Source organism: Ruegeria sp. H4 (assembly GCF_056533065.1).
Genome location: NZ_JBQFOC010000001.1, coordinates 569,344 through 584,490 on the forward strand (window position 1 = coordinate 569,344; position 15,147 = coordinate 584,490).

Consider the following 15,147-nt stretch of genomic DNA (forward strand, 5'->3'; position numbering starts at 1 on the left):
TGCCCTTTCTCCCGTCCCCCCTTCCGCAAGATTTGAGGTAACAAATGAACCAGGAAATCACCAACAACCCGTTTAACCCGCTGACGCCCCCGAAGGTCTTCGACGAGATCAAGGTCTCGCTGGCGTCGCCCGAGCGGATTCTGTCTTGGTCCTATGGCGAGATCAAGAAACCCGAAACCATCAACTACCGGACGTTCAAGCCCGAACGTGACGGTCTGTTCTGCGCTCGTATCTTTGGCCCGATCAAAGATTACGAATGTCTGTGCGGCAAATATAAGCGGATGAAGTATCGCGGCGTTGTCTGCGAGAAATGCGGTGTGGAAGTCACTCTGCAGAAAGTTCGCCGTGAGCGTATGGGCCACATCGAACTGGCCGCGCCCGTTGCGCATATCTGGTTCCTGAAATCGCTGCCGTCCCGGATCGGTCTGATGCTGGACATGACGCTGCGCGATCTGGAACGCGTTCTGTACTTTGAAAACTATGTCGTCATCGAGCCGGGTCTGACCGACCTGACCTATGGCCAGATGCTGACCGAAGAAGAGTACATGGACGCTCAGGATGCCTATGGCATGGACGCGTTCACCGCGAATATCGGTGCCGAAGCCATCCGTGAGATGCTTGCCCAGATCGATCTGGAAGCCGAAGCCGAGCAGCTGCGCGCTGATCTGGCCGAAGCAACCGGCGAGCTGAAGCCCAAGAAGATCATCAAGCGTCTGAAGGTTGTTGAATCCTTCCTCGAGTCGGGCAACCGGCCCGAATGGATGGTGATGACCGTGATCCCGGTCATTCCGCCGGAACTGCGTCCGCTGGTTCCGCTGGATGGTGGCCGTTTCGCGACCTCGGATCTGAACGATCTGTATCGCCGCGTCATCAACCGGAACAACCGTCTGAAGCGTCTGATCGAGCTGCGCGCGCCTGACATCATCGTCCGCAACGAAAAGCGGATGCTGCAGGAATCCGTGGATGCTCTGTTCGACAACGGCCGTCGTGGCCGCGTGATCACCGGCGCTAACAAGCGCCCGCTTAAATCGCTGTCGGACATGCTGAAAGGGAAACAGGGTCGCTTCCGTCAGAACCTTCTGGGTAAGCGCGTCGACTTCTCGGGCCGTTCGGTCATTGTGACTGGTCCGGAACTCAAGCTGCACCAGTGTGGCTTGCCCAAGAAGATGGCGCTGGAGCTGTTCAAGCCGTTCATCTATTCGCGCCTTGAAGCCAAGGGTCTGTCTTCGACCGTGAAACAGGCGAAGAAACTGGTCGAAAAAGAGCGTCCCGAAGTGTGGGATATCCTCGACGAGGTGATCCGCGAACATCCTGTCATGCTGAACCGTGCGCCGACGCTGCACCGTCTTGGCATTCAGGCGTTCGAGCCGGTCCTGATCGAAGGTAAAGCCATCCAGCTGCACCCGCTGGTCTGTTCGGCCTTTAACGCCGACTTCGACGGGGACCAGATGGCCGTTCACGTCCCGCTGAGCCTTGAGGCCCAGCTGGAAGCGCGTGTTCTGATGATGTCGACCAATAACGTGCTGTCGCCTGCAAACGGCGCGCCGATTATCGTTCCGTCGCAGGATATGATCCTGGGTCTCTACTATGTGACCCTGGAACGCGAAGGCATGCCGGGCGAAGGCAAGGTCTTTGGGTCGATCGAAGAAGTTCAGCACGCGCTGGACGCCGGTGAGGTGCACCTGCACTCGAAAATCACTGCGCGGATCACGCAGATCGACGACGAAGGCAACGAAGTTCAAAAGCGGTATGAAACCACTCCGGGCCGTCTGCGTCTGGGTGCCTTGCTGCCGATGAACAACAAAGCGCCGTTCGAGTTGGTCAACCGCCTGCTGCGGAAGAAAGAAGTGCAGCAGGTGATCGACACCGTCTACCGCTACTGCGGTCAGAAAGAGTCAGTCATTTTCTGTGACCAGATCATGTCGATGGGCTTCAAAGAAGCGTTCAAGGCGGGCATCTCGTTCGGTAAGGACGACATGGTCATTCCGGACGACAAGTGGGGCATCGTTGATGACACCCGCGGTCAGGTGAAAGACTTTGAACAGCAGTACATGGACGGCCTGATCACTCAGGGCGAAAAGTACAACAAAGTTGTCGATGCCTGGTCGAAGTGTAACGACCGCGTCACTGATGCGATGATGAGCACGATCTCTTCGTCAGATCGGGCCGAGGACGGCTCCGAACAGGAACCAAACTCGGTCTACATGATGGCCCACTCCGGTGCGCGTGGCTCGGTCACTCAGATGAAACAGCTGGGCGGCATGCGCGGCCTGATGGCCAAGCCGAACGGTGACATCATCGAGACGCCGATCATCTCGAACTTTAAAGAAGGTCTGACCGTTCTCGAGTACTTCAACTCGACCCACGGTGCTCGTAAGGGTCTGTCGGATACCGCTCTGAAAACGGCGAACTCGGGTTACCTGACCCGTCGTCTGGTGGACGTGGCACAAGACTGTATCGTTCGTGAGATCGACTGTGGCACCGAGCGTGCGATCACTGCCGAAGCAGCCGTGAACGACGGTGAGGTTGTCGCCTCGCTGGCTGAGCGGGTGCTGGGTCGTGTCGCGGCTGATGATGTTCTGCGTCCGGGCACCGATGAGGTGATCGTGGCTGCAGGTCAGCTGATCGACGAACGTATGGCGGACACCATCGACGAAGCCGGTGTTGCGTCGATGCGCATCCGCTCGCCTCTGACCTGTGAGTCCGAGGAAGGCGTCTGTGCAACCTGCTACGGTCGTGACCTAGCCCGCGGTACCATGGTGAACACAGGTGAAGCTGTCGGCATCATCGCCGCGCAGTCGATCGGTGAACCCGGTACACAGCTGACCATGCGGACCTTCCACATTGGTGGTGTTGCGCAAGGTGGTCAGCAGTCGTTCCAGGAAGCCAGCCAGGACGGTGTCGTTTCCTTCGAGAACCCGCAGATTCTGGTCAATGCCGCAGGCGAAAGCCTGGTCATGGGCCGAAACATGAAGCTGGTGATCAAGGACGAACACGGCGAAGAGCGTGCCAACCACAAGCTGGGCTACGGCTCGAAGCTGTTCGTCAAGGACGGCACCAAGGTTGCCCGTGGCGACAAGCTGTTCGAATGGGATCCCTACACTCTGCCGATCATCGCCGAGAAAGCCGGTACCGCGAAATATGTCGACCTTGTTTCGGGCCTTGCTGTCCGTGACGAGACCGACGACGCAACTGGTATGACCCAGAAGATCGTGATCGACTGGCGCGCGGCCCCCAAAGGCAGCGACCTCAAGCCCGAGATCATTCTGGTCGGTGAAGATGGCGAGCCAGTCCGCAACGATGCGGGCAACCCGGTTCACTATCCGATGTCGGTGGATGCGATCCTGTCGGTTGAAGACGGTCAAACCGTCGAAGCCGGTGACGTTGTCGCGCGTATCCCGCGTGAAGGTGCCAAGACCAAGGACATCACCGGTGGTCTGCCGCGTGTGGCCGAACTGTTCGAAGCGCGTCGTCCGAAAGATCACGCGATCATCGCAGAAGCCGATGGTTACGTGCGCTTTGGCCGCGACTACAAGAACAAGCGCCGCATCAGCATCGAACCGGCGGACGAGTCCATGGAGACCATCGAGTACATGGTGCCCAAGGGCAAGCACATCCCGGTCGCCGAAGGGGACTTCATCCAGAAGGGTGAATACCTGATGGACGGCAACCCGGCTCCGCATGACATCCTGTCCATCATGGGTGTCGAAGCGCTGGCGGATTACATGATTGACGAGGTGCAGGACGTCTATCGTTTGCAGGGCGTGAAGATCAACGACAAGCACATCGAGGTCATCGTGCGCCAGATGCTGCAGAAGTGGGAGATCCTGGATTCAGGCGACACCACCCTGCTGAAAGGCGAGCATGTGGACAAGCAGGAGTTCGACGCGGCCAACGAGAAGACCATCGCCCGCGGTGGTCGTCCGGCACAGGGCGAGCCGATCCTTCTGGGGATCACCAAAGCCTCGCTGCAAACGCGTTCGTTCATCTCGGCGGCGTCGTTCCAGGAAACCACCCGCGTGCTGACCGAAGCGTCCGTGCAGGGCAAGAAGGACAAGCTGGTTGGCCTGAAAGAGAACGTCATCGTCGGTCGTCTGATCCCCGCCGGTACAGGTGGGGCAACTCAGGCCGTGCGTCAGGTGGCGCAATCGCGCGACAACGTCGTGATCGAAGCCCGCCGGGAAGAGGCCGAAGCCGCCGCTGCCCTGGCAGCTCCGACCTTCGACGACGACATGGTGGGCGACGAGTTGGACGTTCTGGTGGAAACCCCGGAAAGCCGCGAGTAAGGCTTGCAGTTTACGAATAGGAGGGGCCCCGCAGTTTCGCGGGGCCTTTTTTGTTTTCATGCGATGAGCGTTCGGCACTTTGCAGGTTTAAGGGGGCAATACAGCAAAGATATCGAAAACAAATTGTTCAACGCCAGTGCTCGCTCGTGTAGCCCTTGGCCCAATGCACTGGTCTTTGAAATTAGGAATGCCGGCTCAAGGACTGGCTTGGAGGCCTTCCAGACATCTTTGAAAAGGACCTGGGTACCCTCCAAGATATTGCTGGGAATTGACATTTTTTCGGGCTGCTGAGCCAATAGCGAGATTGAATCGAGACTGGACAGTTTTTCATGACCCCGAACCTGAAAGGCGCGCTGCTGATGATGGGCAGCATGATGGCCTTTACCATCAATGACACGCTGGTGAAGGTCGCCTTGCAGGATCTGCCGCTGTTTCAGTTGATTGCCTTACGTGGATTGTTGGCGACGTCGCTTGTCTATCTGTTGGCCCGGCATCTGGGCGCGTTTCATCTACGATTTCCACGGCATGACAGATGGTTGATTGCCCTGCGCTGTGTGGCGGAGCTGTCAGCAACCTTCTTCTTTTTGACTGCGTTGAAACATATGCCTTTGGCGAATGTGACGGCGGTTTTGCAGGTCTTGCCCCTCACGGTAACGCTTGGGGCCGCGTTGTTCTTTCACGAAGCAATCGGCTGGCGGCGCATGGTGGCGATTGCGATGGGGTTTGCCGGGATGCTGCTGATCGTTCGGCCCGGCCCCGAGGGGTTTGACCTTTACGCGATCTATGCGTTGGTTGCGGTGCTTTCGGTCACTGCGCGAGACCTAATTACGCGCCGAATGTCGGCCGAGGTGCCTTCGATGGTCGTTACGCTTGCGACGTCATTCTCGATCACGGCGACGGCCGCGATTGTATCGATCTTTGAAGGATGGGTGCCGGTCTCTGTCGCCACGGGTGGATTGGTTGTTTCGGCTTCAATTTTCGTTCTGGTTGCCTATTTGTGCAGTGTCATGGTGATGCGGGTCGGTGAGGTCGGATTCGTCGCGCCGTTTCGTTATACCGGTTTACTGTGGGCGCTTGGGTTGGGCTGGCTGGTCTTTGGGGACTGGCCGGATGCGATTACCATGATGGGTGCGATGCTTGTGGTTGGCTCGGGCCTGTTTACGCTGTTTCGGACGCGTGCGCGTCAGCCCGAGGTGTGAACGCGCCGCACGGTCTGTATGTCGATGGCAAAGCGGGTGCGAAACTCTGCTTCGTGGGCCGTGTCCAAAGGTTTCAATTCGATCTGCGCATTGCGTGTGGCAGGTGAATCGTTGAACCCGTTCAGGCTGCGCACCCACATTGGAGCGTCCGGATAGCTGACGACCGACATGATGCGACCCAGCCGGTTATGGGTATAGCTCATGATGGTGGCAGAGCTTCGACCGCGCACATACATACCCAAGCCAGCAGTGACCAGAGGCCGATGCACCATTGCGGCCTGCACGCCATCCGCACTCATGCGCGCAAGATACCCGCAATTGAAGTCGATCCCCACAGTCTCATGAGTTTGCATCAAACCGGCGCAATCCTGAGCGGCTTGGCGCAGACGCTCCACAAAATCTACCGAGACGGCATCATCGTCGTCATGGCGAAATTGCAGGCACGCTTGGTTCGGGTCGGTGCGGGCGTTGTTTAGAAGCTCTTTCATCAAACGCCGGTGTCGGGCAGGGGGTTTTTGTATGATCCGCACTTGCGACATTCCAGCGGTCAGATCACGCAGACGATCATGGGCGGGTTTGGGCAGGCAGTCCCCGATCAGGATCAGCAGTTGAAACTCTTGATCCGTTTGGTTTCGGAAACAGGGCAGGGTCGAGGCTTCGAACAAACGAAACCTCTCTTCAAGACGTGCAGGAGCATAGAGGTAGCGCCGCCGATCCTCGGTTGTCTCATGCTGGACCTGAAAACCACCAATGGCGGGGTAGGAAAACCGGCACAGGCCAATGACCGGCATGGAGGTCGGGCGCGTCATGCTGCGCCATGCACCTTGCGCACGACCTCCTGATCAATGGCGTAGCGGGCGATAAACTCACCTTCCATCTCGGGGGTCAGAGGCTGCAGGTCGACCTTGTTCTTGCGGGCGTGAGGAGAGTCATTAAATCCATGCAGCGTCCGCACCCACATCGGCGCGTCCCCGTATGAGATCACGGGCATCGACCGCCCGATCTTGTTATGGGTATAGCTAATGATTGCTTTGTCGCAGCCGCCAGCAACATACATACCCAGTCCGACGCCCAATTGATTGATAAAAACACGCGCGGCTTGAATACCATCTGCATCACAACGCGCCAGAAACCCTTGGCAAAAATCCACGGCAACAGTTGAATGAGTTTGGACCAGGCCGCGGCCTTCGTGGATGGCGATGCGCAGGCGTTCAACCAGATCAACGGATACGGCATCGTCATCATCATGCCGGAACTGAATGCAGGGCTGATCCGGGTCTGTGCGGGCCTTGTTCAGGACCTCACGCATCACTTGCCGCGTCTTCAACCCGCTATCGGCAGGCTTGGAAATAATCTGAACCTGTTTCACATCTGCTGTCAGATCATGCAGCCGGTCGCGCGCCTGTTTGGGCAGACAGTCGCCTGTCACGATCAGAAGCACAAAATCCTCATCCGTCTGTTCGCGGAAACACGGCAGGGTCGAGGATTCGAACAGGCGGAACCGTTCTTCCAGCCGGTCTGGATTGTACAGATGGTGCCGCCGCTCTTCGATCGTTTCATGTTCGATCTGAAAGCTGCCCAAGGCCGGAAACGAGAAACGGCACAGTCCGATGACTTGCATTGAGAACCTGTTATTTTCGCTCTTCCGGCCACTATGGCGTTGCTTTAGACTCGCGGCAACCGAAAGACGCGCAGGGTACGAGCTGGTGGGGACTACCCTGTAAATGCCGGGCTGTTGACACTTGCCCCGACTCCCCCTATTACGCGCGTCATCTCGGTACCGGGGGCCGCCCCAAAACCGATTTCAGTAATGAACTGGTCAAGGCCCGGACAATTTTGCCGTTCGCGCCCTCTGATAACCAACCGCGACGTTCACCTCGGAATGGGAACGCTCGCGGATTTTGCGCTTGTGGACGCATGAGTGCAGCAAATTTAACCGCACGCAACCCGCGTGCATGTCATGTGTGTTGCAAAACGGGGAAGAAACCGGAATGCCAACTATTCAACAGCTGATCCGCAAGCCGCGGCAGCCCAAAGTAAAACGCTCGAAGTCCATGCACCTGGAGCAGTGCCCGCAGAAACGCGGCGTCTGCACCCGCGTGTACACCACCACACCGAAGAAACCGAACTCGGCTATGCGTAAGGTTGCCAAGGTGCGCCTGACCAACGGGTTCGAGGTGATCTCGTACATCCCCGGTGAAAGCCACAACCTGCAGGAACACTCGGTTGTTCTGATCCGTGGCGGCCGTGTGAAAGACCTTCCCGGTGTGCGTTACCACATCCTGCGCGGTGTTCTGGATACTCAGGGCGTCAAAGACCGTAAGCAACGCCGTTCGAAATACGGCGCGAAGCGTCCCAAGTAAGAAGGAGAGGCTGATATGTCACGTCGTCACGCCGCCGAAAAACGCGAAGTCCTGCCTGACGCCAAATTTGGCGACAAGGTACTGACCAAATTCATGAACAACCTGATGATCGACGGCAAGAAGTCGGTCGCAGAGCGCATCGTTTACAACGCCTTTGACCGCGTTGAGAACAAGATCAAGCGCGCCCCTGTCGAAGTGTTCCACGAAGCGCTCGACAACATCAAACCGTCGGTCGAGGTTCGCTCGCGCCGGGTTGGTGGTGCGACCTATCAGGTTCCGGTCGAAGTCCGCCCCGAGCGCCGCGAAGCACTGGCCATCCGCTGGCTGATCACTGCTGCCCGTGGCCGTAACGAAAACACCATGGAAGAACGCCTCGCCGGTGAGCTGCTGGACGCTGTACAGTCCCGCGGTACCGCCGTGAAGAAGCGCGAAGACACCCACAAGATGGCCGAGGCGAACAAAGCCTTCAGCCACTACCGTTGGTAATTCAGAGGCTTATCAAAAATGGCACGCGAATATCCGCTAGAACTATACCGTAACTTCGGTATCATGGCGCACATCGACGCAGGTAAGACCACCTGCTCGGAGCGTATCCTGTATTACACTGGTAAATCCCACAACATCGGTGAGGTGCACGATGGTGCAGCCACCATGGACTGGATGGAGCAGGAGCAGGAACGCGGCATCACCATCACTTCGGCTGCGACCACCACCTTCTGGGAACGCACCGAAGACGGTCAGACCGCCGATACCCCCAAGCACCGCCTGAACATCATCGACACCCCCGGCCACGTTGACTTCACCATCGAAGTCGAACGCTCGCTGGCGGTTCTCGACGGTGCCGTCTGCGTTCTGGACGCAAACGCCGGTGTTGAACCCCAGACCGAAACCGTGTGGCGTCAGGCTGATCGTTACAAGGTTCCGCGTATGGTTTTCGTCAACAAGATGGACAAGATCGGCGCAGACTTCTTCAACTGCGTTCGCATGATCGAAGACCGCACCGGCGCACGCGCTGTTCCGGTTGGTATTCCGATCGGCGCCGAGTCCGAGTTGGAAGGTCTGATCGACCTGGTCACCATGGAAGAGTGGCTGTGGCAGGGCGAAGATCTGGGCGCAAGCTGGATCAAAGCTCCGATCCGCGACAGCCTGAAAGACATGGCTGACGAATGGCGTGGCAAGATGATCGAAGCGGCCGTCGAAATGGACGACGACGCGATGATGGAATACCTGGAAGGCAATGAGCCCGACGTTGAGACCCTGCGCGCCCTGCTGCGCAAAGGCACCTTGGACATCGCGTTCGTTCCGGTTCTGGGTGGTTCGGCGTTCAAGAACAAAGGCGTTCAGCCGCTGCTCAACGCTGTGATCGACTATCTGCCCAGCCCGCTGGACGTTGTTGATTACATGGGCTTTAAGCCTGGCGACGAGGACGAAGTTCGTGACATCGCCCGTCGTGCCGATGACAACATGGCCTTCTCGGGTCTGGCGTTCAAAATCATGAACGACCCCTTCGTTGGCTCGCTGACCTTCACCCGGATCTACTCAGGCACCATGAACAAGGGTGACTCGATCCTGAACTCGACCAAAGGCAAGAAAGAGCGCATCGGTCGTATGATGATGATGCACTCGAACAACCGGGAAGAGATCGAAGAAGCGTTTGCAGGCGACATCATCGCGCTGGCGGGTCTGAAAGACACCACCACCGGTGACACCCTGTGTGATGCGAAAGAGCCTGTGGTTCTGGAAACCATGACCTTCCCCGATCCGGTGATCGAGATCGCGGTGGAGCCCAAAACCAAGGGCGACCAAGAGAAGATGTCCCAGGGTCTGGCCCGTCTGGCCGCTGAAGACCCGTCCTTCCGCGTGGAAACTGACCTGGAATCGGGTCAGACCATCATGAAGGGCATGGGCGAACTTCACCTGGACATCCTGGTTGACCGTCTGAAGCGTGAGTTCAAGGTTGAAGCGAACATTGGTGCACCGCAGGTGGCCTATCGCGAAACCATCTCGATGCCGGTCGAGCACACCTACACCCACAAGAAACAGTCGGGTGGTTCGGGTCAATTCGGCGAAGTTAAGCTGGAAATCCAGCCGACCGAGCCGGGCGAAGGGTATTCGTTCGAAAGCCGCATCGTTGGTGGTGCCGTTCCGAAGGAATACATCCCAGGTGTTGAAAAAGGCATCAACTCGGTCATGGATAGCGGCCCGCTGGCTGGCTTCCCTGTGATCGACTTCAAGGTTGCCCTGCTGGACGGTAAGTTCCACGACGTTGACTCGAGCGTTCTGGCGTTCGAAATCGCGGCCCGTATGTGTATGCGTGAAGGCATGCGCAAAGCTGGCGCGAAACTGCTGGAACCGATCATGAAGGTCGAAGTGATCACCCCGGAAGAATACACCGGCGGTATCATCGGCGATCTGACCTCGCGTCGTGGCCAGGTGTCTGGTCAGGAACCGCGCGGCAACGCGATCGCGATCGACGCGTTCGTTCCGCTGGCGAACATGTTCGGCTACATCAACACTCTGCGTTCGATGTCGTCGGGCCGTGCCCAGTTCACCATGCAGTTCGACCACTACGATCCGGTTCCGCAGAACATCTCGGACGAGATCCAGGCGAAATACGCATAAGCGAAGATTTGAGGGAGCTCCGGTCAGGGGCTCCCTTCATTACCGAAAAAGGAGGCCATCATGGCAAAGGAAAAGTTTGAGCGTACAAAACCGCACGTCAACATCGGCACGATTGGCCACGTTGACCACGGCAAGACGACGCTGACCGCAGCAATCACCAAGTATTTCGGTGACTTCAAAGCGTATGACCAGATTGACGGTGCGCCGGAAGAGAAAGCGCGCGGCATCACCATCTCGACCGCCCACGTGGAATACGAGACCGACAACCGCCACTATGCGCATGTCGACTGCCCCGGCCACGCCGACTACGTCAAGAACATGATCACCGGTGCTGCCCAGATGGACGGTGCGATCCTGGTTGTGAACGCCGCTGACGGCCCGATGCCGCAGACGCGTGAGCACATCCTGCTGGGCCGCCAGGTTGGCATCCCGAAGATGGTCGTGTTCATGAACAAAGTGGACCAGGTTGACGACGAAGAGCTGCTGGAACTGGTGGAAATGGAAATCCGCGAGCTGCTGTCTTCGTATGAATACCCCGGCGACGATATTCCGATCATCGCAGGTTCGGCTCTGGCCGCGATGGAAGGCAACAACCCGGAAATCGGCGAAGAGAAAATCAAGGAACTGATGGCGGCTGTTGATGAGTATATCGACACCCCCGAGCGTGCTGTTGACCAGCCGTTCCTGATGCCGATCGAAGACGTGTTCTCGATTTCGGGCCGTGGTACCGTTGTGACCGGTCGTGTTGAGCGTGGCGTGATCAATGTTGGCGACGAGATTGAAATCGTCGGCATCCGTGACACTTCTAAAACCACCTGCACCGGCGTTGAAATGTTCCGCAAGCTGCTGGACCGCGGTGAAGCAGGCGACAACATCGGTGCCCTGCTGCGTGGTGTTGACCGTGACGGCGTTGAGCGTGGCCAGGTTCTGTGTAAGCCGGGTTCGGTTACACCGCACACCAAGTTCGAAGCTGAAGCCTATATCCTGACCAAGGAAGAAGGCGGTCGTCACACCCCGTTCTTCGCGAACTACCGTCCGCAGTTCTACTTCCGTACAACTGACGTGACCGGCACCGTGACCCTGGCGGAAGGCACCGAGATGGTCATGCCTGGCGACAACGTGTCGTTCGGCGTTGAGCTGATCGCACCGATCGCGATGGAGCAGGGCCTGCGCTTCGCGATCCGCGAAGGCGGCCGCACCGTCGGCGCCGGCGTTGTGTCGAAAATCACTGAATAACTCGCGCAAGCGAATGATCAGACGGAAAGGGCGTCCCTCGGGACGCCCTTTTTCGTTTGAGCAATACGGTTCCGAGGTGGGCCTAAACGTGTTCGAACCGAGATGACGCTTGGAAAGTTCGCTGTCGTTAAGGGCAAAACGGATTGAGGTTTCTTAATCCAAACTCCACCTCACCCAAAGACAGGAAACCCACATGTGATCTGAAACAAAAAGCGGGGCGTACTCAGGCCGATCCGTTGACGCAATCAGGAGGAAATCATGTTAGGTTTTGAATTCTTGAACTATGGAACGCAAATCCTTCACAGCAAGGATCTGGAGGACATGCGTGCTGCGATCCTTAGTGACGACGACCAGGAAGTCGACTGTGATATCAGTGAGTTTAGCCGCGAGCGTAAGCGGTTTGACGTCCGGCTTGCCGAGCAGCCTAACAGAATCTGAAGCGCTAAAGCACGTCCAGAACCTGTGTCGTCAACCAGCGTATTCACTGTAGCGTGGGGTGAAAACCTTCCAGACCAAGTCGGTTTTCTCTGAATGCTCAATTGTCGCGTGTAGGCTGTACACCTCGCCCATAGTTCTTTAGCGCATTCTTGTTGCGAAGTTGGTCCTGAAGATTAGTTTTTGGTACTGGGTCGTGTCGCTCTTTGAGGTGGGACAAAGCCAACAAACCCCTTGCCAAACCCCAACAACCCCACTAATACGCGCGAGTTCTCGACAAGAACGTCAAGGCGGGGTGATTCCCGCCTTTTGGGTTCGAAGAGGGTTGGCGATGCGCGTCTGTCCTCCTCTCAACCTCAACGCCTGATAAAAGGCTGTTAATATGCAAAGCCAAAATATCCGTATTCGGCTGAAGGCATTTGACTATCGCGTTCTGGATGCCAGCACGCAAGAGATCGTCAACACTGCCAAGCGGACCGGCGCGAACGTGCGCGGCCCGATCCCGCTGCCGAACAAGATTGAGAAGTTCACGGTTCTCCGTGGCCCTCACGTTGACAAGAAATCCCGCGACCAGTTCGAGATCCGCACGCACAAGCGTCTCTTGGACATCGTTGATCCGACCCCCCAGACCGTTGACGCGCTGATGAAGCTCGACCTCGCAGCTGGTGTGGACGTCGAGATCAAGCTGCAGTCGTAAGATCGGAGGGTATAGATTATGCGCTCTGGTATTATCGCAAAAAAAGTTGGCATGACCCGCCTGTTCATGGAAGACGGCAAACAGATCCCTGTAACCGTTCTTCACCTGGACAACCTGCAGGTTGTTGCACAGCGTACTGCTGACAAAGACGGCTACACAGCCGTTCAGCTGGGCGCCGGTGCTGCCAAGGCAAAACGCACCTCGAAAGCCATGCGCGGTCACTATGCCGCTGCGAAGGTTGAGCCCAAGCGTAAGCTGGCCGAGTTCCGCGTCTCCGAAGATGGCCTGATTGATGTGGGCGCCGAGATTTCGGCAGAACACTTCCTGGAAGGTCAGAAGGTTGACGTTTCGGGCACCTCGATCGGCAAAGGCTTTGCCGGTGCGATGAAGCGTTGGAACTTTGGTGGTCTGCGCGCCTCGCACGGTGTTTCGATCAGCCACCGTTCGCACGGTTCGACCGGTCAGTGTCAGGACCCGGGCAAAGTGTTCAAAGGCAAGAAGATGGCCGGTCACATGGGTGCTGCCCGTGTTACCACTCAGAACCTGGAAGTTGTCAAAACCGACGCCGACCGGAACCTGGTCTTCATCAAAGGCGCCGTTCCTGGACCGAAATCGGGCTGGGTCACCGTCAAGGACGCCGTGAAGAAGAAAGCACCGGAAGGCCTGCCTTTCCCGGCTGCTGTGAAATCGGCTGCAACCGAAGCACCTGCGGAAGAAGCTCCCGCGGAAGGTGGTGAAGCATGAAACTTGATGTAATCAAACTGGACGGCGGCAAAGCCGGCGACATCGAGCTGAACGCCGATCTGTTCGGTCTCGAGCCGCGCGCGGACATCCTGCACCGTGTGGTCCGTTGGCAGCGCAACAACGCGCAGGCCGGCACCCACAAGGTGAAGACCCGCTCGGAAACCAGCTACTCGACCAAGAAGATCTATCGCCAGAAGGGCACCGGTGGCGCACGCCATGGTGACCGCAACGCGCCGATCTTCCGTGGTGGTGGTATCTACAAAGGCCCCGTCGTGCGCTCGCACGGCCACGACCTGCCCAAGAAGTTCCGCAAGCTCGGCCTGCGCCACGCTCTGTCGGCTAAAGCCAAGGCAGGTGAACTGGTTGTGATCGAGAACGCCGAAGCCGAAGGCAAGACCGCCGCTCTGGCCAAACAGGTTGCAAACCTGGGCTGGAAACGCGCTCTGGTCATCGACGGCGCGACCGTGAACGAAGGGTTCCTGAAAGCGTCCAAGAACATCGAAGGCCTGGATATCCTGCCGTCGATGGGCGCAAACGTCTATGACATCCTCAAGCGTGACACCCTGGTGCTCACCAAAGCGGCTGTCGAAGCACTGGAGGCTCGTCTGAAATGAGCGCGAAGGCAGAACACTACGACGTGATCCGCAAGCCGATCATCACCGAAAAGTCGACCATGGCGTCCGAAAACGGCGCGGTTGTCTTTGAAGTGGCGATCGACAGCAACAAGCCGCAGATCAAAGAGGCCGTTGAGGCGCTGTTTGGTGTGAAGGTCAAAGCGGTGAACACCACCGTGACCAAAGGCAAAGTCAAGCGGTTCCGCGGCCAGCTGGGCCGTCGGAAAGACGTCAAAAAAGCATATGTGACCCTGGAAGAGGGCAACACAATCGACGTGAGCACCGGTCTTTGATTCGACGCTTACTGCGAGCATTCACGGCCTCGGCGGTTCAACCCGCCGGGGCCGATTTCGTTTCGGACCCTGAAGCGGTGCGTGCGCAGGTTCTGGATCAAATGCGGGCGTTCAGCGCTGAGCCTTATTTTCAGATCGCCGATGAAAAGCTGGGTTTGTTGTCGGTTTTTGATGATTTGAAATATGACCGGGCGGATGTGGACATGATTTCTCCGGCGATGCGCAAGCATGTAGTGGGCAAGCTTGGTCTGCTGGGGTTTCGCCAGACCTCGGGCACGGTGTTGGAGCACGCCGAGGCCGATATGCGGGTGCACATCCCCAAGTTCCACGCCCTCGGCGCGTCGCCCTTCGACATCGCGCGCTATACTGAGAAACGCCCGCAGGATTACTGCCTGCTGACGCCCACGCAGGTGGCCTGTCAGTACGTGGATCACTATGAGTTGGACGAGGCCGTGCAGCGGATCGAGGCGTTGATCGCGAAGCACCCGATCAACCTGCTCAAACTGGCGGACTATCTGGAAGGCAAACCCAAACACCGCGCATTTCGCGAGGTGCTGGGCCATATCAAACTCAAGCAGAGGACCGCTGTGGAGTCTGAGCCGCTATGCCGCAGGCGCTCCCTCGGATAAGAGCACAAGCCGCGCCAGCGACTGCCTGT

14 protein-coding genes are annotated in these 15,147 nt (G+C 57.7%); 12 read left to right on the plus strand and 2 right to left on the minus strand.

Annotation, left to right across the window (positions count from 1 at the left end; genetic code table 11):
* The first annotated feature begins 44 nt into the window (after positions 1-44).
* Entirely contained in the window at positions 45-4,286 is a 4,242-nt protein-coding gene (rpoC, locus tag ACR0KG_RS02825) for a DNA-directed RNA polymerase subunit beta' (protein ID WP_480826427.1), read from the plus strand.
* A 329-nt stretch (positions 4,287-4,615) separates the two neighbouring features.
* Entirely contained in the window at positions 4,616-5,485 is an 870-nt protein-coding gene (locus ACR0KG_RS02830) for a DMT family transporter (protein WP_480550852.1), read from the plus strand.
* Here the strand turns inward: ACR0KG_RS02830 and ACR0KG_RS02835 are convergent.
* Entirely contained in the window at positions 5,470-6,276 is an 807-nt protein-coding gene (locus ACR0KG_RS02835) for a putative rhamnosyl transferase (RefSeq protein WP_480827322.1), read from the minus strand. The two genes, ACR0KG_RS02830 and ACR0KG_RS02835, sit on opposite strands and share 16 nt — an antisense overlap.
* Positions 6,277-6,290: 14 nt before the next feature.
* Entirely contained in the window at positions 6,291-7,106 is an 816-nt protein-coding gene (locus ACR0KG_RS02840; protein ID WP_480826428.1) for a putative rhamnosyl transferase, read from the minus strand.
* A 370-nt stretch (positions 7,107-7,476) separates the two neighbouring features.
* Between ACR0KG_RS02840 and rpsL the strand changes: the two genes are divergently transcribed.
* The 10 genes from rpsL (at position 7,477) to ACR0KG_RS02890 (ending at position 15,118) form a co-directional block, all read left to right on the plus strand.
* On the plus strand, positions 7,477-7,848 hold the full coding sequence (rpsL, locus tag ACR0KG_RS02845; protein WP_005621086.1) for a 30S ribosomal protein S12: 372 nt from the start codon (positions 7,477-7,479) through the stop codon (positions 7,846-7,848).
* Positions 7,849-7,863: 15 nt separating this feature from the next.
* Positions 7,864-8,334: a 30S ribosomal protein S7 gene (gene rpsG, locus ACR0KG_RS02850; protein ID WP_039529242.1), complete on the plus strand. Its 471-nt coding sequence runs from the start codon at positions 7,864-7,866 to the stop codon at positions 8,332-8,334.
* 18 nt (positions 8,335-8,352) lie between these two features.
* The gene (fusA, locus tag ACR0KG_RS02855) at positions 8,353-10,470 is read left to right on the plus strand and encodes an elongation factor G (protein ID WP_480826429.1); all 2,118 of its coding nucleotides are present in this window, start codon (positions 8,353-8,355) and stop codon (positions 10,468-10,470) included.
* Positions 10,471-10,530: 60 nt separating this feature from the next.
* Complete coding sequence (gene tuf, locus ACR0KG_RS02860) at positions 10,531-11,706, plus strand: elongation factor Tu (protein WP_170531293.1); 1,176 nt, start codon at positions 10,531-10,533, stop codon at positions 11,704-11,706.
* Between the two features lie 258 nt (positions 11,707-11,964).
* The gene (locus ACR0KG_RS02865) at positions 11,965-12,144 is read left to right on the plus strand and encodes a hypothetical protein (RefSeq protein ID WP_170642065.1); all 180 of its coding nucleotides are present in this window, start codon (positions 11,965-11,967) and stop codon (positions 12,142-12,144) included.
* 379 nt (positions 12,145-12,523) lie between these two features.
* Positions 12,524-12,838, plus strand: a complete 315-nt coding sequence (gene rpsJ / locus ACR0KG_RS02870; RefSeq protein WP_008756422.1) for a 30S ribosomal protein S10 — start codon at positions 12,524-12,526, stop codon at positions 12,836-12,838.
* Positions 12,839-12,856: 18 nt separating this feature from the next.
* Positions 12,857-13,582, plus strand: a complete 726-nt coding sequence (rplC, locus tag ACR0KG_RS02875; protein ID WP_008758167.1) for a 50S ribosomal protein L3 — start codon at positions 12,857-12,859, stop codon at positions 13,580-13,582.
* Complete coding sequence (rplD, locus tag ACR0KG_RS02880; RefSeq protein ID WP_008756644.1) at positions 13,579-14,196, plus strand: 50S ribosomal protein L4; 618 nt, start codon at positions 13,579-13,581, stop codon at positions 14,194-14,196. The genes rplC and rplD overlap by 4 nt, the downstream gene beginning before the upstream one ends.
* A complete protein-coding gene (locus ACR0KG_RS02885) occupies positions 14,193-14,489 on the plus strand; it encodes a 50S ribosomal protein L23 (protein WP_008757532.1) in 297 nt (98 codons plus the stop codon). The genes rplD and ACR0KG_RS02885 overlap by 4 nt, the downstream gene beginning before the upstream one ends.
* The gene (locus ACR0KG_RS02890; protein ID WP_480826430.1) at positions 14,486-15,118 is read left to right on the plus strand and encodes a hypothetical protein; all 633 of its coding nucleotides are present in this window, start codon (positions 14,486-14,488) and stop codon (positions 15,116-15,118) included. Before ACR0KG_RS02885 ends, ACR0KG_RS02890 begins: the two co-directional genes overlap by 4 nt.
* The last annotated feature ends 29 nt before the right edge of the window (positions 15,119-15,147 follow it).

Coding starts and splice junctions, on each gene's coding strand:
- rpoC (WP_480826427.1), top strand. CDS start 45: ATGAACCAGGAAATCACCAACAACCCGTTTAACCCGCTGACGCCCCCG.
- ACR0KG_RS02830 (WP_480550852.1), top strand. CDS start 4,616: ATGACCCCGAACCTGAAAGGCGCGCTGCTGATGATGGGCAGCATGATG.
- ACR0KG_RS02835 (WP_480827322.1), bottom strand. CDS start 6,276: ATGCCGGTCATTGGCCTGTGCCGGTTTTCCTACCCCGCCATTGGTGGT.
- ACR0KG_RS02840 (WP_480826428.1), bottom strand. CDS start 7,106: ATGCAAGTCATCGGACTGTGCCGTTTCTCGTTTCCGGCCTTGGGCAGC.
- rpsL (WP_005621086.1), top strand. CDS start 7,477: ATGCCAACTATTCAACAGCTGATCCGCAAGCCGCGGCAGCCCAAAGTA.
- rpsG (WP_039529242.1), top strand. CDS start 7,864: ATGTCACGTCGTCACGCCGCCGAAAAACGCGAAGTCCTGCCTGACGCC.
- fusA (WP_480826429.1), top strand. CDS start 8,353: ATGGCACGCGAATATCCGCTAGAACTATACCGTAACTTCGGTATCATG.
- tuf (WP_170531293.1), top strand. CDS start 10,531: ATGGCAAAGGAAAAGTTTGAGCGTACAAAACCGCACGTCAACATCGGC.
- ACR0KG_RS02865 (WP_170642065.1), top strand. CDS start 11,965: ATGTTAGGTTTTGAATTCTTGAACTATGGAACGCAAATCCTTCACAGC.
- rpsJ (WP_008756422.1), top strand. CDS start 12,524: ATGCAAAGCCAAAATATCCGTATTCGGCTGAAGGCATTTGACTATCGC.
- rplC (WP_008758167.1), top strand. CDS start 12,857: ATGCGCTCTGGTATTATCGCAAAAAAAGTTGGCATGACCCGCCTGTTC.
- rplD (WP_008756644.1), top strand. CDS start 13,579: ATGAAACTTGATGTAATCAAACTGGACGGCGGCAAAGCCGGCGACATC.
- ACR0KG_RS02885 (WP_008757532.1), top strand. CDS start 14,193: ATGAGCGCGAAGGCAGAACACTACGACGTGATCCGCAAGCCGATCATC.